The sequence below is a fragment of the Mesorhizobium sp. Arg314 genome (assembly GCF_053714275.1).
The window spans coordinates 15,448-34,992 of record NZ_JBSKBP010000031.1; the positions used below are offsets into that span (position 1 = coordinate 15,448).

The window sequence follows — 19,545 nt, forward strand, 5'->3', positions numbered from 1 at the left end:
AACGCCGGGCGTTTTCCCGCAATGGCTCAGCGAATCTTCCGCAACAGCCTCTCCCGGTACGCGTCTAGGATGACCGCGAGCACGATGACAAGGCCGATTACGATGGGTTTGAAATTGTCGCCGACGCCGAGCAGCTGCAATCCGGTGCTCAACACCTGCAGGATGCAGGCGCCGACCAGCGTGCCGATGATCGAGCCCTTGCCGCCGCTGAGGCTGGTGCCGCCGATGATGACGGCGGCGATGGCGTTGAGCTCGTAGCCGACGCCGGCGATCGGGCTGCCGATGTTGAGGCGCAAGAGATAGACCATGGCCGCGATGCCGGCGGTCAGCCCGCTGATGGTGAAGGCGGCGACCTTGTAGAAATCCGGATTGTGGCCCGACAGCCGCACCGCCTCGTCATTGGTGCCGACGGCGAAGATCATGCGGCCGAAAACGGTGAAGCGCAGCACGAACCAGCCGGCCGCGATCACCACCACCGCCACCAGGAAGATCGAGGGCAGAAAGCCGCCGATGATGAGGTTGCCGAAATCGACGAAGCTTTGCGGCAGGCCGGTTATGGTCGAATTGTCGCTGACGACGCGGGCGGCACCCGCGGCCATGTTGAGCATGCCGAGCGTGACGATGAAGGAAGGGATCTTCCAGCGCGTCGAGATCCAGCCGTTGAGGAAGCCGCAGACGGCACCGGTCGCCATGCAGGCGAGCAGCGCGAGCGTGATTGCCGCGGCGGGCGACAGGCTCTCATTGATCATGACGGTGGCGCCGACCACGGTGCACAGCGCCAGCACCGAACCGACGGAAAGGTCGATGCCGCCGGTGAGGATGACGAAGGTCATGCCTGCCGCGAGCACCGTGTTGATGGCGATCTGCACGAAGATCTTCAGCGCATTGCCGGACGTCGCGAAGTAAGGCGCGCTGACCGAGAAGAACAGCGTGATCAGCACCAGCGCCAGCAGCACGCCCGCATCGCGCACGAGGAAACGCAGGAACTTCGCCCTGCCCGGGGAAACAGGCGCGGAAACGATCGCTCCGGACGTCTCGCTCATGGTCGTACATACTCCTGATAGGCGAGCGACAGGATGCGCTCCTGGTCGAATTCGGCGCGCGGCACCTCGCCGACGATTTTGTTCCTGGAAAAGACGATGATGCGATGGCACATGCCCATCAGCTCGGGCAGGTCGGACGATACCATGATGATGCCCTTCTGCTGCGCCGCCAGCATCCAGAGCAATTGGTAGATCTCGCGCCGCGCGCCGATATCGACACCGCGCGTCGGCTCGTCGAGGATCAGCGTCGAGGTGCCGCGGAACAGCCACTTGGCCAACACCACCTTCTGCTGGTTGCCGCCGGAGAGGTTGCGCACCGCCTGCTCGATCGAGCTCGCCTTGACGCGCAGCTGGCCGACGAGATCGTTCGCTGCCGCACTCTCGGCGCGGCGGTTGAGCAGCCCGTTGCGCGAAACCTTGCCGAGGTCCGTGATGGTGATGTTCTTGTCGACGGCCAGGTCGAGCAGCAGGCCCTGGCCCTTGCGGTCCTCGGTGAGGAGGCTCAGCCCATGCCGCACCGCGTCCTTTGGCGCGGCGATCGCCACCGGCTTGCCGTCGATCTCGACGACGCCGTCGAGCTTGGGATCGGCGCCGAACAGGGCCCGCATGGCCTCGGTCCGCCCGCTGCCGACCAGGCCGGCGACGCCGAGGATCTCGCCATGGCGCACGGCGAAGGAAATTTCCGGGGTGGAAGCGTCGCGCTTCAGGTTGGCTACGCTGAGCGCGACCTTGCCGGGCACGATCGAGGCGTCGAAGCCATATTCGTCGGCGATGTCGCGGCCGATCATCATGCGCACCAGGTCGGGCACGGTGAGGCCCTTGAGATCGCGGGTCGCGACCAGCCGGCCGTTGCGCAAGACGGTCACCCGGTCGCCGATCCCGAACACTTCATGCAGCCTGTGCGAGATGTAGATGATGGTGACGCCCCTGGCCTTCAGCCGTTTAATGATGGCGAAGAGGCGTTCGATCTCCGGCGGCGTCAGCGTTGCCGTCGGCTCGTCGAGCACCAAGAGCTTGCTGTCGTAACTCAGCGCCTTGGCGATCTCGACCAGCTGCATCTGCGCGACGCCGAGCGCCTCGGCCCGCGTGCGCGGATCGATGTCGAGCCCGACTTCGTCCAGCAACGCCACGGCGCGGCTGTTGAGCGCCTTGCGGTCGACGATGCCGAAGGCGCGCCGCGGCAGGCTTTCCAGCATCAGATTCTCGGCGATGCTGAGATAGGGCAGAAGGTTGAGTTCCTGATGCACGATGCGGATGCCGCTCTGCTGCGCGTCATGCGGCGTTTTCGGCCGGTAGGGCTGGCCGTTGAAGGCGATCGTGCCTGAGTCCGGCTGGTAGATGCCGGCGAGCAGCTTGATCAGCGTCGACTTGCCGGCGCCGTTCTCGCCCAGGATGATGTGCGTCTCGCCGCGCGCGATCGACAGCGACACGTCGCTCAGCGCGACGGCGCCGGGAAAGATCTTTCCGACCTCTTCAAGGGAAAGGATAGCATCGTCCATTTGAGCGGAATCCCGAATTGCGCTCTTCTGCCCCGCGGGCGGTATGAGCGCGCCGTCATCGCCGCCGGCACTTGCCGGCGGCGATATGATGAGACAAGCCAACGCCGAAAGGGAGTGCCGGCGCGCTGGCCCGCCTCAGGCGGTGATCAGCTTGACGTCGGTCTTGACCCAGCCGGAGAATTTCTCGCCGGCAAGCTCGCGCAGGCCGTAGTCGATGCCCATCGCCGCCATCTTCGCGCCATACTGCTCGACGGTGGCGAGCATCTTGCCTTCCTTGAGCAACTGACCGACCGCCGGGATGTTGTCGAAACCGACGACCTTGATCTGGCCGGACTTGCCGGCCGCGTCGATGGCCTTGACGACGCCAAGCGCCATCGAGTCGTTGGCTGCCATCACGCCCTGGATGTCGGGATGCTGGGTGAGGAAGTTGGTCATCAGCGTGTTGGCTTCCTCGGTCTCCCAATGCGCGGTCTTGGAGTCGAGCAGCTTCAGCTTATACTCCTTCACCGAATCGTCGAAGCCGAGCTTGCGCTGCTTGGCATTGTCGGCCTCGGGATTGCCCTCGAGGATGACGACCTTGCCGCCCTTGCCCAGCGCCTTGCCGAGCGCGTCGCCGGCGAGCTTGGCGCCCGCACGGTTGTCCGGACCGAAGAAGGCGAGGTCGACGCCGGCCTTCTTCTTGGCTTTCTCATCGAGCGCGACGTCGATGTTGATGACCTTGATGCCGGCCTTCAGCGCCTTGGCGATCGGCGTGACCATGGCCTTCGAGTCGGCCGGCGCCACGACGATGATGTTGTAGTTCTGGGTGATGAAGTTCTCGATCGCGTCGACCTGGGCGGCGAAGTCGCGCTCGTCCTTCATGCCGACGGCGGCGAAGTCGAACTTGTCCTTGTTCTTGGCCGCATAGTCCTCGGCACCCGCCTGCATCTGCTTGAAGAACTCGTTGGCCAGCGACTTCATCACCAGGCCGACCTTCGGCTTGTCGGCGGCGAGAACCGGGCCGAGCGGCAGCGCCAGCGCCCCGGCGGCCAGCGCGCTGGTCTTCAGGAATTGGCGACGTGAGAACGAACCCAGATCGAGGCCGTGCGTATTCGAAATCTTGCTCATTAGTCTCCTCCACTTGATTGAGCCGTAATCGGTTACGTAACCGATTACGCAACAAACTAGGTTGCTATTTTATCAGATGTCAATATCGCGCGCGAGCGACCGTGCGGATCATTTGAGGTTGCTGCCTGCGGCACTGCTTGAGAGGCCGGCGCCGCCCTCATTGCCCTGCCGGCATCTTCTCCCCGTAGAACGGGGAGAAAGTCGCATTCATCAACGATTTCGCCAGTTGTCCAAGTTGCGAGGACGAGCGCCAGCGTTGCGACCAGCCCCTTCTCCCCGTTCAACGGGGAGAAGATGCCGGCAGGCAGATGAGGGGCGGCGACGGCGTCGGCAAGTGGCCTACAAGCCAAGAGCGGTCATGGAGTTAAGCGATCCCCCGGCGGCGGATCATCGCCGCTCAAACACGCCGTCATCGCCACCCCAGCGCCGGCGCGACGTGCTTCAGGATCGCTTCGATGACATGGGCGTTGTAGTCGACGCCGAGCTGGTTGGGCACGGTGAGCAGCAGCGTGTCGGCCTCGGCGATCGCCTGATCTTCCTTGAGCTGCTCGATGAGCACGTCAGGCTCCGCGGCGTAGGTGCGGCCGAACACGGCGCGCTTTTCCGGCTCGATATAGCCGAAATGATCCTCGCCCTCGCTGCCGCCGAAATAGGCGCGGTCCATGTCGTTGACGATGGCAAAAATGCTGCGGCTCACCGACACGCGCGGCTCCCTGGCGTGGCCGGCCTCCTTCCAGGCGGCGCGGTAGGCGCGGATTTGCTCGGCCTGCTGTATATGCAGCGGCTGGCCGCCTTCGTCGAATTTCAGCGTCGAGCTCTGCAGGTTCATGCCGAGCTTGGCCGCCCATACGGCGGTGGCGTTGGTGGCCGCGCCCCACCAGATGCGCTCGCGCAAGCCGGCCGAGAACGGCTCGAGCCTGAGCAGGCCGGGCGGATTGGGAAACATCGGCCGGGGATTGGGCTGGGCAAAGCCTTCGCCACGCAACAGGTCGAGGAAGATCTCGGCGTGGCGGCGCGCCATGTCGGCGTCGCTCTTGCCCTCTTCCGGCACGTAGCCGAAATGGCGCCAGCCATCGATCACCTGCTCGGGCGAGCCGCGGCTGATCCCCAATTGCAAACGTCCGCCGGCAATCAGGTCGGCGGCGCCGGCATCCTCGGCCATGTAGAGTGGGTTCTCGTAACGCATGTCGATGACGGCGGTGCCGAGCTCGATATGCTTGGTCTTGGCGCCGGCCGCCGCCAGCAGCGGGAAGGGCGAGCCGAGCTGCCGGGCGAAATGGTGGACCCGGTAATAGGCGCCGTCAGCGCCGAGCTCCTCCGCCGCGACAGCGAGATCGATCGACTGCAGAAGCGCGTCCGCGCCCGAGCGCGTGCCCGACTGCGGCGCGGGCGACCAATGCCCGAAGGATAGAAACCCGATCTTCTTCATGTGCTCCGTTCCAGCTCGGCGCGGTCCATTGAACCACTCAAATTCTGTGTTGCTCCAGCAAATAGCCAGAGCAGTGCCGCGATTCAACGGACACAGAACGGATACAGACCGTCAATGAGTTCTTCGAGATGCCCCGGCTCCGGCGCCGTCCCCGCGCCATGCGAAACCAGATAAGCTCATCTCCGCATTCTCGCCACCGCCAGAGCGCTGTATCGTTCTGACCAACTGATGATTCCCGAACACAGGATGCCTTCATGCATGGCCTGACACCCATACTTTCCACCGTGACGGCCTCTTTCCTGGCGTCCTTCGTCGAAGTCGTCGAGGCCTTCACCATCGTGCTTGCCGTCGGCGTGACGCGCAGCTGGCGCCCGGCGCTGACGGGTGCTGCCCTGGCGCTTATCTTGCTGGCGGCGCTGGTGCTGATTTTCGGACCGCTGCTGGCGCTCGTTCCCATCACCGTCCTGCAATTCGTGGTCGGCGTGCTCTTGATTCTGTTCGGCATGCGCTGGCTGAGGAAAGCGATCCTGCGCAGCGTCGGCGTGATCGCGCTGCATGACGAAGAGCAGGCCTTTTCCAAGGAGACCGCGGCCTTGCAGCGGCAGGCCAACGACCGCCGCGCCGACTATCTGGCGGCCGTCGCGTCGTTCAAGGCGGTGCTGCTCGAGGGTGTCGAGGTGGTGTTCATCGTCATTGCCGTCGGCGCCGCGCACGGACAGACGCTCTATGCCAGCCTCGGCGCGCTGGCCGCCTTCGTGCTGGTGATGCTGATCGGGCTCGCCGTGCATCGGCCTTTGGCGCGCGTGCCCGAGAATTCGCTGAAATTCGTCGTCGGGCTGATGCTGACCAGCTTCGGCGTGTTCTGGACCGGCGAAGGCCTCGGCGCCGAGTGGCCGGGCGCCGATCTCGCCTTGCTCGCCATCTTCGCCATCATTGCCGCGGCATCCTTCGCCATCGTGCGCTGGCTGCGCAGCGCTTACCCAGCAGCCGCCGAGGGAGTTGCCCGATGACCATGATCCGTCTTGTCTTCAAGGAGCTCGTCGGCATGTTCGTCGACGATGGCAATCTTGCGCTGCTGGCGCTGATCCTGATTGCGCTGATCACCGCTGCGGTGAAGTTCTTGGGGCTGCCGCCGCTCATCGGCGGCTTCCTGCTTCTCGCCGGCTGCCTGGCAATTCTTCTGGAGAGCGCGCGCCGTGCCGCGCGCGGGAGAGTGCGCTGATCAGCGTTCATCCCGGTGAATCAGCGCGAACGCTGGAGACTGGCGGAAGCCTCCCAACCTCGTCATCCACGGGCGGAGCGACGCGAAGCGGAGCGCAGACCCGAGGATGACGATCGCGATGGGCGTTTCGGCCAATCTCCAACGTATGCCGCCTGCCGGGCAAACATAGCCGTCGGTCATTCTGAGCCGAGAAACTAATAAACCGTGAAAAGCGTCGGCAGGTGCCCGCTGAGGCGGAAATACTCGACCGTCTCGATGACCGGAAACAGCGCCAGGAAATAGAGCCCGTCGCGGAACGTTCTCCGCAGCGCGCGCGTCGAAAACAGCCACTGGTCCTCGTCGCGGTAAAGCAGCGGATTCGGCCAGAAACGCGGCGTGCGTTCGGCATAGGCCGTATGGACGGCGCCGAACTTACCGGACAGGAATTCTGCCTCCTTGCGCGCGGTGAACCGGAAGACGAGGAAGCTGGCAAGGCCGAGCATCGCGGCCGCAACCGCCGAGCCGAACATCAGCCCGATACCGACCGCGCCGACGGTCGAGAAGAAATAGAGCGGATTCTGGGTCATCGAGAACGGGCCGGACACGACCAGCTCGTCGTTCTTCCTGCCGCCGACGAAGAGGATGCTCCACAGCCGGCCAAGGAAGCAGATCAGCGCCATCACAAAGCCGATCGTCTCGACGACTTCGTGCCCGTTCGAGCCTTCGGCCAGTGCCGGCTTGCTGAACAGAAGCAGGATGACGGCGAGCACGGCGGCCACCTGCACGACGATCAGGCGCTTGTGCTGGTCGAACGCTTTCGGCGCCGATTTGAGGGACGTGTAGGCCATTCTTCTTATCGCTCCGGCGCCGACGGGGCACGCCCAGGCTTCTCTAACCCTTCTGCCGGAAGATGACGAGGGCCGGCGGATATTTTCGGCCGACCTTACGAATTTGTAAGCGCGCGGACAGGCTGCGGTGAATTCGCCTGCCTAGCCTGACGATCGCCGCACCGTTTTTGAGGCGGCTTGAACAGGCGCCGAATGCCGGCCCCCAAAACGTCAGGATCGAATTATGAACAAATTTGCCCTTGCTTTCGCCTTTGCCGCTGTCGCGATCGCCACTCCGCTTGCCTCGGCCGTTGCCGCCCCGACGCCTTGCGAGACCGCGCTGAAGGATCTGCGCGCGGCCGAAACCAAAGCGACGCCCAACGATGCCGACAAGAACAAGGTTTCCGAACTGGAGACGAAGGGCATCGAGCGCTGCAACGCCGACGACGACAAGCGCGCCGACGACTTCTTCGCCCAGGCCATGAAGGTCCTCGGCAAGTAAATCATCCCCTAAAAAATCCAAAAGACAGGATACCGCCATGACCTCGCTAGCCATCGGACGAGCTGAGCCCATGTTGAACCGGGTTCCGGAAGTCACCATCGATTTCTGGCTGATCAAGATCATGGCGGTGACCATGGGCGAGACGGCGGCCGACTATCTGGCCGTCAATCTCGGCCTCGGCCTCACCGTCACATCCTTGATCATGAGCGGCATCCTCATTGTCGCGCTTGTCCTGCAATTCGCGCAAAAGCGCTACGTGCCCTGGGCCTACTGGCTCGCCGTCGTCCTGATCAGCATTGTCGGCACTTTGGTCACCGACAACCTGGTCGACAATTTCGGCGTGCGGCTGGAGACGACGACGATCGTCTTCTCGGTCTCGCTGGCACTGACGTTCATGCTCTGGTACGCCAGCGAAAAGACGCTGTCGATCCACACCATCTTCACCACCAGGCGCGAGATCTTCTACTGGCTGGCGATCCTCTTCACCTTCTCGCTCGGCACGGCCGCCGGCGATCTGGTCGCCGAGCGCTTCGACATGGGCTATCTCACCACCGGCCTCATCTTTGGCGGCGTGATCGCCGCGATCACGCTTGCCTATTTCTTCCTCGGCCTGAACGGCATCCTCGCCTTCTGGCTTGCCTATATCCTGACCCGGCCGCTCGGCGCCTCCTTTGGCGACCTGCTGTCGCAGCCGATCGAATATGGCGGCATGGGCTTCGGCACCACCGTCACCAGCCTGACCTTCCTCGGCTGCATCGTGGTCATCGTTCTCTATATGTCGCTGAGGAACCTGATCGACGAAGACGAACAGGCCCTGCTCGACTAATGCATGTCGCCCAGAAGTGTGCAGCGCTTCTGGGACAACGACACGCATCAAAACAAAGACTTAAAGCGCGTCGCCTGAATCCGGTTCAGCGCGACGCGCTTTAGGGCATGATGCCGAAAGAGCGTGAAGCGGCTTTCGGACGACACCATGTTCTATCGCAAAGCGGCTCTCGCAAAAATGTGAAGCGGTTTTCGGTCGGGAGGCGCGTAAAACAGATGGTTAGAGCGATGTCGGTCCGAATTGCGTCAAAACGAAGAAATGCAACCAGCCAGGAAAATAGCCGCAGCCGGTGCTACCGTGCCGGCGAGGTTGAGGCGGTAAGGACAGCCCGGGGCGATGCGACTTCTGCTTGTTGAAGACGATCCAAGAACCGCCGACTATATCGTCAGGGGACTGACCGAGGCCGGCCATGTCTGCGATCTGCTGCGCGACGGTCATGACGGTCTGTTCGCCGCGACCCGCAACGCCTATGACGTGATCGTCGCCGACCGCATGGTTCCCGGCCTTGACGGCCTGTCGATGATCAAGGCGGTGCGCGCCGCCGGCATCCACACGCCGGCCATTTTCCTGACCTCGATCGGCGGCGTCGACGACCGCGTCGAGGGCCTGGAAGCAGGCGGCGACGACTATCTTGTCAAGCCCTTCGTCTTTTCCGAGCTGCTTGCCCGCATCCATGCGCTCGGCCGTCGGCCGGCGGCGCAGGAGCAGAAGACTGCCTTGCGCGTCGCCGACCTCGAAATGGACCTGATCCAGCGCCGCGTGACCAGGCAGGGCCAACCGATCGACCTGCAGCCGCGCGAATTCAGTCTGCTTGAAGTGCTGATGCGCGGCGAAGGCCGCGTCATCACCCGCACCATGCTCCTGGAGCGCGTCTGGGATTTTCATTTCGACCCCAAGACCAGCGTCGTCGAGACGCATATCAGCCGGCTGAGGGCCAAGGTCGACAGGCCGTTCGACGTGCCGCTGATCCACACCGTGCGCAACACCGGCTACAGCCTGCATGTTCCGGCCTAGAGCAATTCAGCGTTTGATGGAATCGCCGACCTGCTCTAACTCTCTTTTTTTACGCAATTCCGGACGGAAAACCGCTATGCACTTTTCCTGGAATTGCTCTAGGGGGTTTGAACGCATGCGCGGCGCCCGTCCCGGGACCGGCGCGTCGCCGGTCATGGGTTCGGGATGAGCGAGACACGCTCCCGCCTGCTGCGCAGCACACCGTTCAGGTTGGCGCTGACCTTCGCCTTCCTGTTCCTGCTGGCTTTCATCCTGTCTGGCGCGATCGTCTATCAATTGATGAGCGCCTCGCTCGCCAGGCAGCTCGATCAATCGATCAAGGAGACCTACTCCCTGATCTCCGCGACCTATGCCGAGAGCGACGAGGAGGATCTCATCGCTACCGTCAGGGACCATGCCCAGTTTAGTCAGGATAAGGACCAGATCTTTTCCCTCACCGATCGGGACGGCAACCGTTTGGCCGGGGATTTTGCCGCCTCTAGCCTGCCGGACGGCTTTTCCATGTTCGCCGCCAACTTGCCGGGTGTGCCGCCCGATACCGAGTATCGCGCCTATTCAGGCATGGTCGGCGGCAACCACCTGACGGTCGCCTTCTCGCTCTCGGAAACCGAGGATCTCGAAACCATCGTGTTGATGAGCTTCGGATGGGCGACGCTCTTCATCACCGGCCTTGCCGTCGCCGGCGGCGCTGTGCTTGCCTCACGCGTCCAGCGGCGCTTCGACGGCATTGCCAGCACCATGGTCGACGTCTCGCATGGGCGGCTCGATGCGCGCATTCCTCTGATCGGCAATGGCGACGACATCGACGCCGTCTCAGGCCAGGTGAATGCCGCGCTCGACCGCCTGTCGGCCCTGGTCGACGGTATGCGCGAAGTGAGCGCGAACATCGCCCATGATCTCAAGACGCCGCTCAACCGGCTGCAGATGATCCTGGAATCGGCCGCCGACAAGACGGCGTCCGGCGAGGATATCTCCGTCGAGCTGACCGACGCCCGCGCCGAAAGCCAGCAGATCAACAGCACGTTCGACGCTTTGCTGCGCATTGCCCAGATCGAGGCCGGCGCCCGCAAGGCGCGCTTCGTTGACCTCGACGTCGGTGCTGTAGTGGGAACCATAGGCGAGGTCTATGCCGACGTCGCCGAAGACGATGGAAAGGCACTGTCCACCAAGATTGTTCCGGATACGAAATGGTATATTCACGGTGACCGGGACCTGCTTATGCAGATGCTCGCCAATCTGGTCGAGAACGCGCTCAGGCATTGCCCGCCGGGCACCGCGATCGAGCTCGCGGTAACCCGAGGAGGCAGCCACGTCCTCATTCATGTCCGCGACAACGGCCCGGGCATACCGGCCGAGGAGCGAGAAAGCGTGTTCCGCCGGCTCTACCGGCTGGACGCGAGCCGTACCACGCCGGGCAGCGGCCTGGGCTTGAGCCTCGTCAAGGCGGTGGCCGACCTGCACGGCGCCGCCATAACGCTCGAGGATCGCAATCCCGGTCTGGGCGTGACCGTCAGCCTTCCGGGGGTAAGGTCGCCAGGGGGATGAGGCGGCATTTTCAATGCTTACCAATTCGTATGACCGAGGCGACCTGTCCGTAAGCTTAGAGTGGTATAATCGGGGATCACTCATTCGAAAGGTCGCGCAAAATGACCGTATTTGATCGGAGGATCATCAGGCGACTGCCGGGTTTGACGCTTGCAATATGCCTCGGCTACGTCGGTGTTCACATACCAGAACTTGGCATCGAAGCGGCACGCGCTGGCGAAAAGGCGGTTCCGGCCGAAAAGAACCCGCCCGGCGATATTCCCGACAGCCAGGTCTTCATCGACTATGTCTCGCCGCAAGGTTTTACACTGAAGGTGCCGGAAGGGTGGGCAAGGTCCGACCGCGCCGACGGGGCAAGCTTCGTCGACAAGCTCGATGGCGTCATTGTATCGGTGGCCAAGGCTGACGCCTTGCCGAGTGTCGACGTTGCCAAGACGGACTATGTTCCTAAACTCGAAGCCGGCAGTCGCGCAGCGCGGGTAACTGCCGTCAAGCAGGTCAAGCTGCCCGCCGGCCCGGCGATCCGCATTGTCTACACCTCCAATTCCGAACCAAACCCCGTGACCAACAAGCAGGTGCGGCTGGAAGACGAGCGCTATCTCTATTTCAAGGACGGCAAGCTGGTGACATTGGAGCTTTACGCGCCCAAGGGTGCCGACAATGTCGATCAATGGCAGCTGATGTCCAACTCGTTCCAGTGGAAATGAAATGTACGCGCTGGAAGCGCACGAGCTCTACCGGTTCTTCCACACAGGCGACGACGAGACAGCCGCGCTGCGTGGCGTCAGCCTTCATCTGTCGGCCGGCGAGATCGTTGCCCTGGTGGGACCGTCCGGCAGCGGCAAATCCACGCTTTTGTCCTGCGTGACCGGGCTGGACGAGCCGGATGGTGGCCATGTCGAGGTAGGCGGCATTCGCTTGACTCGCAGACCGGAAGCCGAGCGGACCCGCATCCGCGCCGCCAATTTCGGCATTCTCCCGCAATCGGGAAACCTGTTTGGCCACCTCAGCGTGGTACAGAACCTGCAGATGCAGATGCTATTGGCGGGAAAGCCGGATGAAGGGCGAATTGGCGCGCTCCTGGAAAGCGTCGATCTTCTGCATCGCGCGCGGGCATTGCCAATGGAACTTTCCGGCGGCGAAGCGGCGAGAGCCGGCCTTGCCGTGGCGCTTGCGGCGGATCCGCCGATCCTGGTTGCCGATGAGCCGACCGCCGAAGTCGACCGCGACACCGAACTCCGTCTGATCGAGCATTTCGAGGCGCGACGCCGGGCCGGTCTGGCGACGTTGCTCGCCACCCACAGCCGGGCGCTTGCGCACAAGGCGGACCGCATCATCGGCCTGAAGGACGGGAGGATAGACGATGAGTGACACGCTTGTCGTCGGCAAGCGTCTCGGCCGCAACTTCCAGCGCGGAGTTGCCGCGCTTCGCGATGTCAATTGCAGGATCGCTTCCGACGCGCGGATCGCTGTGGTCGGGCCGTCCGGCAGCGGCAAGACGACTTTGCTGCATATACTCGGCGGGCTGGACAAGCCGACGTCCGGCACCGTCGAATGGCCCGGGCTCGGCCCATTCGAGGAGTTGAGGCCGCGCCATGTCGGCCTCGTGTTCCAGACACCCAGCCTGTTCCCGGCGCTCACCGTCGCTCAGAATGTTGGGCTGCCGCTGGTATTGGCCGGCGACCCCGCCTCCGCCGGGGCGGCCGCCGCGGCTTTGCTGGATTTGTTTGGCCTCGGCGAGCTTCGCGACAAGCTTCCGGAGGAATTGTCCGGCGGACAATCGCAACGGATTGCGATGGCCCGAGCCCTGGTCATGAGGCCGAAGCTGGTCCTGGCCGACGAGCCGACCGGACAACTCGACAGCATAACGGCGCAGTTCTTTTTCGACACCGTCATGGAACAGCTGGAGGGCACCGGCATCGCCTTGGTCGTAGCGACACATGACGAGGCAGTGGCCGCCCGGATGGCTACTAGATGGACGATGGACCACGGCCGGCTGGTCTCTGAATGGCCAAGGCAGGACGCTGCATGATGCTTCTGCTGTGGATGCGCGGTATCCTCGCCCGACGGCTCCCGCGGGTAGCCGGCGCCGCGGCGGGCATTGCGCTCACAGTCGCGCTCCTGGCAAGCATGGCGCTTTTCCTCGCCCATGCCGGCGCTTCGATGACGGCCCACGCCATAAGCGGGGTGCCGATCGACTGGCAAGTACAGGTGATTTCCGGAGCCGATCCCGAGGCGGTCGGCAAGGCGGTCGCCGAGGCAGCGCCGGTCAAGGCCGTCCGCGGTGTCCGCTACGCCGATGTCGCGGGTTTCGAAGCCCTGGCAGGCGGCACCACCCAGACCACCGGCCCCGGGCAGGTTATTGCCCTGGACGACGGCTATTCCAGGGATTTTCCGGCGGAAGTCCGCTTGCTTTCCGGCAGCATCGGCGGCGTTCTCGTCGCTCAGCAGACGGCGGCCAACCTCCATGTCGGCCCCGGCGACACCGTATCGATCCGACGGATCGGCCTGCCCGTAGCTGAGGTCAGGATCGCAGGGGTGGTCGATCTTCCCGATGCGGATTCGCTGTTTCAGGCCGTTGGCTTGCCTGCCCAGGCCGCGCCGCAGGCGCCGCCGGACAACGTGGTCGTGCTCTCCTGGCAGGATTGGCAGCGGCTTTTCGGTCCGCAGGCGAAACTGCGCCCGGACACGGTCCGGCTGCAATGGCACGCGCGGCTGGCCCATGGAGCCCTGCCATCCGATCCTGTCCAGGCCGATATCTTCGTCACCGGCGCCGAGCGCAATTTCGAGGCGAGTACCGCCGGCCAGGCTCTGGTTGCGGACAACCTCGGCTCCCGCCTCGCGGCCGTTCGCGAGGGCGCGCTCTACGCTTCCGTGCTGTTCCTGTTCCTAGGGCTGCCTGGCGCGGCGCTGGCCACGGCGCTCACCTATGCGGTGACCTCGTCCGGCGGACAACGCCGACGCATGGAGCATGCGCTGCTCCGCATCCGTGGCGCCACGACGCGCACGATCCTGTCGCTTTCGGTCGCCGAGGCAGCGGTCGCCGCCATTGCGGGAACGTTACTCGGCATCGGCGCAGCCTTGCTTTTCGGCCGCGTTCCCGTCCTGGACTGGTACTCGACCTCGATCGAGCCGATTCTCTTTGTTGTTGCGCTGTTCGGCCTGCTGCTGGGGTTCGCCGCCTTCCTGCTTCCAGCGTGGCGCGACGCGCGCTGGACCACGGTCGACATCGCACGTCATACGGTCACCCGCGCGGCGGCGCCACTCTGGCGGCGCCTTTGGCTGGATTTGCTGTTGCTTGCCGGCGCCGGTCTCTTCTTCTGGTTGTCGGCCAGCACCGGATACCAGATCGTGCTGGCGCCGGAGGGCGTCGCGGCGACCTCGGTCGATTACAAGGCTTTCATAGCTCCCGCCTTGCTCTGGATCGGCACGGTGCTGCTGATCATGCGGCTGTCGGACACGATCATCGCACGCAATGGTACATTGTTGCGGGCGGTCCTGGTCCCGGTCGCGGGCCCCTTGACGCCGATCGTATCGGCCGCGCTGTCGCGGCAGTCGGAGCGCCTGACGGCCGCCATCGCCATGACCGCCCTGGCCGTTTCCTTCGCCGCTTCGACAGCCATTTTCAACACCACCTACAACGCCCAGGCGCGCGTCGACGCCGAGCTCACCAACGGGTCCGACGTCACGATCTTCGGAACGCCGGACAAGCCGGCCGGCGCGCATCTGGCGGCATTGACCGCGCTGACGGATGCGGTCGCGGTCGAGCCGATGCAGCATCGTTTTGCCTATGTGGGCGCGGATCTGCAGGACCTCTACGGGATCGATCCCGGACGCATCGGGCGCGCCACGACCCTTTCCGACGCCTATTTCAGCGCCGGCGGCGCGGCCGGCACGCTCGGCCAGTTGGCCACCACGCCCGACGGTGTCCTGGTTTCGCAGGAAACAGTGCAGGACTTTCAGCTGCAGCAGGGCGATACGATCAATCTGCGGCTCCTTGATGCAAGGGATCATCAGTATCATCCGGTGGCCTTCAAATTCATCGGCGTCGCGCGCGAATTTCCGACCGCGCCGAAGGATTCCTTTCTTGTCGCCAATGCCGCCTATGTCGCTCGCATGACCGGGTCGGACGCGTCCGAATATGTTCTGATGCGGGCGCGGGGCGATCCTGCCGCACTTGCCCGGCAGGTCTCTTCGGTGCTTGCCGTCGACCCCGCGCTGAAGATCACCGATATCGGCCAGGCCGCGCATCTCATCGGGTCGAGCCTGACCGCCATCGACCTTGACGGGCTGACAAGGATCGAACTCGGATTCTCCGTGCTGATGGCGGCGGCCGCTGCCGGGCTGATGCTTGCCTTGGGATTCGCCGAGCGGCGCCGCCCTTTCGCGATCCTCGGCGCGATAGGTGCCAGGCCGTCGCAACTGGCCGCGTTTCTGTGGGGCGAAGGCCTCGTCATCATTGTCGGTGGCCTGGTTTTCGGCCTCATCTCGGGAACACTGACAGCATGGATGCTGGTGAAGCTGCTGACCGGCGTCTTCGATCCGCCGCCGGAAGCGCTTTCGGTGCCATGGCTCTATCTCGCGATCGTGCTCGGCCTCGTTGTCGCATCCGTTGCCGCCGCCGTCCGGTCCGCCAGGCAGTCCTCCGGGCTGGTCGCCGAGCAATTGCGTGCCCTGTGACGATCGCGCCGCGCTTACGCTTTTGTAAGGCTGCGGCCAAGCCGTTGACAACTTCCGGCCCTAAGTTTCGCTTCGCTTCATCCTGGCTCCGGGGTTCGTGATCCGGCAGGGCTGGGCCGTTCCGGATTGAAGCCGCCCTGGGCAACCGCCCTCGGCAGATGAGAGAAAGGAAACCAACGATGAAAAAGTCTGTCATCACGGCCGCAATGGTAATCGCAATCGCATCCGCCAACGCCGCCTACGCGAAGGCGACGACCGGCACGATCGCCAGCATCGACAAGAAAGGCGATTCGATCACGCTCTCCGACGGCAAGACATTCTCCCTGCCGGAAGGCATTGAAGCCGAGACGCTGAAAGTCGGCGAGAAGGTGGTGGTCACCTACTCGACGAAGGCCGGCAAACTGGCGGCCTCGAGCATCCAGCCGGCCAAGTAAGCCCTCCGGCCCAGGGACCCGAGGCGGGGTCGGTCATCATCGACCCCGCCGACAAACCACACTACGGAACCCGATCTCCCAAGGGGCATCGCATCACACGCGACGCAATGCCGGGGTCCATGCGCCGGCGAAATTTTGCCTATCTGAAACCCGACCGGCGGAAATCGGAAGGCGACATGCCGGCGAGCTTGCGGAACGACTTGTTGAAGGCGCTGAGCGAGCCGAAGCCCGATTCCATGGCGACCCTCAGCACATTGGCATTCTCATGCATCAACAGCGCCTGCGCGTAGCTCAGGCGCAGGAGGTTGACATATTCGTTCAGCGTCATGCCGGTCGATTTCTTGAACAGGCTCATGGCGTATTTGGGATGGATGTCGGCGGCCGAGGCAATGCTCACGCAGTCGATGTCGTAGAGGAAATTCTCGGCGATGAAATCGCACATGCGCCCGACATTGCGCGAGGATTGCTGGTCGAAGGGATTGCCGGCCCCTTGCCCGGCCGCGGCTCCCGGCACAAGGCGGTAGGGCTCGAAGCGCACCCGCTCGAGCCGAAGCAGCAGCTCGCTCACGGCGTGCTCGGCCCTGGCTGGATCGCCCGAGCACGCATATTCGTTCCAGCGCTTGAAATTGTCGTTGTCCGACTGGTCGGTCGCGTTGGTCACCAGGGTCGCGCCGGTCATCAGCCGATGGCGTATGGCGGCCGGCAGATGCAGGCGGAAGAAATGCACCAGCGGCAGATGCGCGCCGGCATAGACGGCGTCGTCGGAAAGGTCGTCCATCTGGTGCGGCAGGCCGCCCCAGAACAGGCACATCTCGCCGGCCGACAGCGAAATCTCGTGCTCGGCCATGCGGTAATGCACGCGGCCCTGCACGATGAAGTTCACCTCGACCTGGGCGTGCCAGTGCGGCTTCAGCATCACCAGCGGGTGGTTGTGGAACATCTGCAAAGCCAGCGGCAGGCCTTCGACGCTGCTCGCTCCGGGCTGGTAGAACGGACGCTCGGACATCTTACTTTCCGCCAACTTCTTATTCCCTCTGACGGGGACAAGCCTTCCGCGCCGCATAGTCTAGCCACGCTCACAGCGAGAGAGCAAATGAAATGGGAGGATTTCAATGCGCACTACACTGACCTGCGCCGCGCTTTTGCTTGCCCTGGGTTCAGGCCCGGCGCTGGCGCAGTCCGGCGAGATCACCATCTGGAGCTGGAACATCGCGGCTTCGTCGCTGAAGTCGACCGTCGAGGGGTTCAACAAGAAATATCCCGACATCAAGGTCACGGTTCAGGACCTCGGCAACCAGCCGACCTATGACAAATCGATCGCCGGCTGCGCCGCCGGCGGCGTCGGCCTGCCCGACATCGTCTCGATCGAGAACGGCGAGGCGGAAAACTACTGGAGCCAGTTCCCGGACTGCTTCGTCGACCTGCACACGCTGGGCTACACGGCGGAAGACCAGAAGAAATTCCCCGATTTCAAGCGCACCGAGCTGGAAGTCGGCGACAAGGCCTATGCGATGCCCTGGGATTCCGGCCCCGTGGCCGTCTTCTACCGCCGCGACTTCTATGAGAAGGCCGGCGTCGACCCGGCCTCGATCAAGACCTGGGACGATTTCATCGCCGCGGGCAAGAAGATCCAGGAGACCAATCCCGGCGTCACCATGACCAATGCCGACTTCAACGGCGACACCGAATTCTTCCGTATGATCTCCAACGAGCAGGGCTGCGGCTATTTCGCCGAGGACGGCCAGTCGATCACCGTGGCCGAACCGAAATGCGTCGACGCCCTGACCAAGGTCAAGGAGATGAAGGACGCCGGCATCGTGTCGTCGGCCGACTGGTCGACCAAGATCACCAACAACACCGCCGGCACCGTCGCCAGCCAGGTCTATGGCGGCTGGTATGAAGGCACGATCCGCACCGAATCGCCGAAGGAGAGCGGCAAATGGGGCGTCTATCTGATGCCGAGCCTCACCGCCGACGGCCCGCGCGCCGCCAATCTCGGCGGCTCGTCTTTAGCCATCACCTCGGCCTCGAAGAACAAGGAGGCCGCCTACGCCTATCTGAAATACACGCTGGGGACGAATGAGGGTCAGATCACCATGCTGAAGGATTTCGGCCTGGTGCCGTCGCTGATCTCGGCGCTCGACGATCCTTATGTCGCCCAGGGGCAGCCCTATTGGGGCGACCAGGCGGTGTGGAAGGACATCCTCACCACCCTGCCCAAGGTGGTGCCTAGCCGCGGCACGCAGTTCCAGAGCGACGCAGAGATCATCCTGCGCGCCGTGCAGACCAAATATCTGGCCAATGGCTATCCCGGCGCCAAGGCCGCGCTCGACGATGCCGCCAAGCAGATCGCCGCCGCGACCGGCCTGCCGGTGAAGTAGGCGCCGCTTTCCCCTTCTCCCCTTGTGGGAGAAGGTGGATCGGCGCGATAGCGCCAAGACGGATGAGGGGTGCTCCAGCGGAGTGAGACGTCGGCTTTCCCTGGAACACCCCTCACCCCTCATCCGGCCGCTTCGCGGCCACCTTCTCCCGCAGGGGGAGAAGGGGAAGACAGAGAAAAGGAGGAAGCCAATGCGCACCCAGAACGCCACGGCGTACCGCTTCCTCACGCCTTACCTCCTGATCTTCGCCGTTTTCTGGATCTGGCCGATCATCTCTTCGTTCCTGATTTCCTTCCAGGCGACGCGCACCGTGCCGTGGCGCTTCGCGCCGGCCTTCAACTGGGGCCGCCTGATCGGCGACCCGGCCTTCTACAATGCGCTGAAGAACACGCTGCTGATCCTCGTCATCCAGGTGCCGGTGATGATCTCGCTGGCGATCGTCATGGCGGTGCTTCTGAATTCGCCGCTGTTGAAGGCGCGTGGCCTCTACCGCTTCGCCTTCTTCGCTCCGGTCGTGGTCGGCGAGGTCGCCTATTCGGCCGTCTTCCGCCTGATGTTCAGCCTCGATTTCGGCATCATCAACAAGCTTTTGAACAGCATCGGCCTGCCCAAGGTCGACTGGTTCTCCAACGTCACGCCGGCCATGGCGCTGATCATGATCGCGGTGACCTGGCGCTGGGCCGGCTACAACGCCATCATCATCCTCGCCGGCCTGCAGTCGATTCCCGAAGACGTCTACGAGGCGGCGACGCTCGACCGCGTCTCCCGGGTCAAGCAGTTCTTCTACATCACCTTGCCGCTCTTGAAGCCGGTGATCGTCTTTTGCGCCGTGCTGTCGATCATCGGCACCATGCAGCTCTTCACCGAGCCGTTCCTGATCACCGAACGCGGCGGCCCGGGCGGCGGCACCGAGACGCTTGGGCTGCTGCTCTACCGCCAGGGCTTCCGCTCGCTCAATTTCGGCTACGCCTCGGCCATCGCCTACACTATGGCGGGCCTGGCGATCGCCATCACGCTGGTACAGCTGTGGCTGACGAGGGAGCCGAAATGAGGGGGA

Annotated in this window: 19 protein-coding genes; 13 read left to right on the top strand and 6 right to left on the bottom strand. The window is 63.7% G+C overall.

Features of this window, described 5'->3' with window-relative positions; all coding sequences use genetic code 11:
• Positions 1-26: 26 nt before the first annotated feature.
• The 4 genes from ACWGS9_RS25580 to ACWGS9_RS25595 all read right to left on the bottom strand — a co-directional run bounded on the left by ACWGS9_RS25580 (position 27) and on the right by ACWGS9_RS25595 (position 5,078).
• Positions 27-1,043: an ABC transporter permease gene (locus ACWGS9_RS25580; protein ID WP_454507868.1), complete on the bottom strand. Its 1,017-nt coding sequence runs from the start codon at positions 1,041-1,043 to the stop codon at positions 27-29.
• Positions 1,040-2,542: a sugar ABC transporter ATP-binding protein gene (locus tag ACWGS9_RS25585; RefSeq protein ID WP_454507869.1), complete on the bottom strand. Its 1,503-nt coding sequence runs from the start codon at positions 2,540-2,542 to the stop codon at positions 1,040-1,042. The genes ACWGS9_RS25580 and ACWGS9_RS25585 overlap by 4 nt, the downstream gene beginning before the upstream one ends.
• Before the next feature lie 135 nt (positions 2,543-2,677).
• The gene (locus ACWGS9_RS25590; RefSeq protein ID WP_454507870.1) at positions 2,678-3,649 is read right to left on the bottom strand and encodes a sugar ABC transporter substrate-binding protein; all 972 of its coding nucleotides are present in this window, start codon (positions 3,647-3,649) and stop codon (positions 2,678-2,680) included.
• Positions 3,650-4,058: 409 nt separating this feature from the next.
• Complete coding sequence (locus ACWGS9_RS25595) at positions 4,059-5,078, bottom strand: LLM class flavin-dependent oxidoreductase (protein WP_454507871.1); 1,020 nt, start codon at positions 5,076-5,078, stop codon at positions 4,059-4,061.
• A gap of 254 nt (positions 5,079-5,332) precedes the next feature.
• Here ACWGS9_RS25595 and ACWGS9_RS25600 point away from each other — a divergent pair, with 254 nt between their 5' ends.
• The gene (locus ACWGS9_RS25600; protein ID WP_454507872.1) at positions 5,333-6,088 is read left to right on the top strand and encodes a COG4280 domain-containing protein; all 756 of its coding nucleotides are present in this window, start codon (positions 5,333-5,335) and stop codon (positions 6,086-6,088) included.
• A complete protein-coding gene (locus tag ACWGS9_RS25605) occupies positions 6,085-6,300 on the top strand; it encodes a hypothetical protein (protein WP_320217025.1) in 216 nt (71 codons plus the stop codon). Before ACWGS9_RS25600 ends, ACWGS9_RS25605 begins: the two co-directional genes overlap by 4 nt.
• 194 nt (positions 6,301-6,494) lie before the next feature.
• Here ACWGS9_RS25605 and ACWGS9_RS25610 read toward each other — a convergent pair whose 3' ends face one another.
• Complete coding sequence (locus ACWGS9_RS25610; protein WP_454507873.1) at positions 6,495-7,127, bottom strand: methyltransferase family protein; 633 nt, start codon at positions 7,125-7,127, stop codon at positions 6,495-6,497.
• 223 nt (positions 7,128-7,350) lie between these two features.
• Here ACWGS9_RS25610 and ACWGS9_RS25615 point away from each other — a divergent pair, with 223 nt between their 5' ends.
• From ACWGS9_RS25615 to ACWGS9_RS25655, 9 genes are all read left to right on the top strand, one after another.
• A complete protein-coding gene (locus ACWGS9_RS25615) occupies positions 7,351-7,608 on the top strand; it encodes a hypothetical protein (protein WP_454507874.1) in 258 nt (85 codons plus the stop codon).
• Between the two features lie 70 nt (positions 7,609-7,678).
• Positions 7,679-8,434, top strand: a complete 756-nt coding sequence (locus ACWGS9_RS25620; RefSeq protein WP_454507875.1) for a COG4705 family protein — start codon at positions 7,679-7,681, stop codon at positions 8,432-8,434.
• A 336-nt stretch (positions 8,435-8,770) separates the two neighbouring features.
• Positions 8,771-9,448, top strand: a complete 678-nt coding sequence (locus tag ACWGS9_RS25625; protein ID WP_454507876.1) for a winged helix-turn-helix domain-containing protein — start codon at positions 8,771-8,773, stop codon at positions 9,446-9,448.
• A gap of 165 nt (positions 9,449-9,613) precedes the next feature.
• Positions 9,614-10,993, top strand: a complete 1,380-nt coding sequence (locus ACWGS9_RS25630) for a sensor histidine kinase (RefSeq protein ID WP_454507877.1) — start codon at positions 9,614-9,616, stop codon at positions 10,991-10,993.
• A 101-nt stretch (positions 10,994-11,094) separates the two neighbouring features.
• Positions 11,095-11,700 (top strand): hypothetical protein, encoded by a 606-nt coding sequence (locus ACWGS9_RS25635; protein ID WP_454507878.1) that lies wholly within the window; start codon positions 11,095-11,097, stop codon positions 11,698-11,700.
• A gap of 1 nt (position 11,701) precedes the next feature.
• Positions 11,702-12,364: an ABC transporter ATP-binding protein gene (locus ACWGS9_RS25640; RefSeq protein WP_454507879.1), complete on the top strand. Its 663-nt coding sequence runs from the start codon at positions 11,702-11,704 to the stop codon at positions 12,362-12,364.
• A complete protein-coding gene (locus tag ACWGS9_RS25645; protein ID WP_454507880.1) occupies positions 12,357-13,025 on the top strand; it encodes an ABC transporter ATP-binding protein in 669 nt (222 codons plus the stop codon). Before ACWGS9_RS25640 ends, ACWGS9_RS25645 begins: the two co-directional genes overlap by 8 nt.
• Entirely contained in the window at positions 13,022-15,673 is a 2,652-nt protein-coding gene (locus tag ACWGS9_RS25650) for an ABC transporter permease (protein ID WP_454507881.1), read from the top strand. Before ACWGS9_RS25645 ends, ACWGS9_RS25650 begins: the two co-directional genes overlap by 4 nt.
• A gap of 179 nt (positions 15,674-15,852) precedes the next feature.
• Positions 15,853-16,107, top strand: coding sequence for a DUF1344 domain-containing protein (locus ACWGS9_RS25655; RefSeq protein ID WP_454507882.1), 255 nt, complete (start codon positions 15,853-15,855; stop codon positions 16,105-16,107).
• A 139-nt stretch (positions 16,108-16,246) separates the two neighbouring features.
• Here the strand turns inward: ACWGS9_RS25655 and ACWGS9_RS25660 are convergent, their stop codons facing one another.
• Positions 16,247-17,113 (bottom strand): helix-turn-helix domain-containing protein, encoded by an 867-nt coding sequence (locus ACWGS9_RS25660; RefSeq protein WP_454507883.1) that lies wholly within the window; start codon positions 17,111-17,113, stop codon positions 16,247-16,249.
• A gap of 106 nt (positions 17,114-17,219) precedes the next feature.
• Here ACWGS9_RS25660 and ACWGS9_RS25665 point away from each other — a divergent pair, with 106 nt between their 5' ends.
• Positions 17,220-18,488 carry an ABC transporter substrate-binding protein gene (locus ACWGS9_RS25665; RefSeq protein WP_454507884.1) on the top strand — a complete coding sequence of 423 codons (1,269 nt, stop codon included), beginning with the start codon at positions 17,220-17,222 and terminating at the stop codon, positions 18,486-18,488.
• 190 nt (positions 18,489-18,678) lie between these two features.
• Positions 18,679-19,539, top strand: a complete 861-nt coding sequence (locus ACWGS9_RS25670; RefSeq protein ID WP_454507885.1) for a carbohydrate ABC transporter permease — start codon at positions 18,679-18,681, stop codon at positions 19,537-19,539.
• Positions 19,540-19,545: the final 6 nt, after the last annotated feature.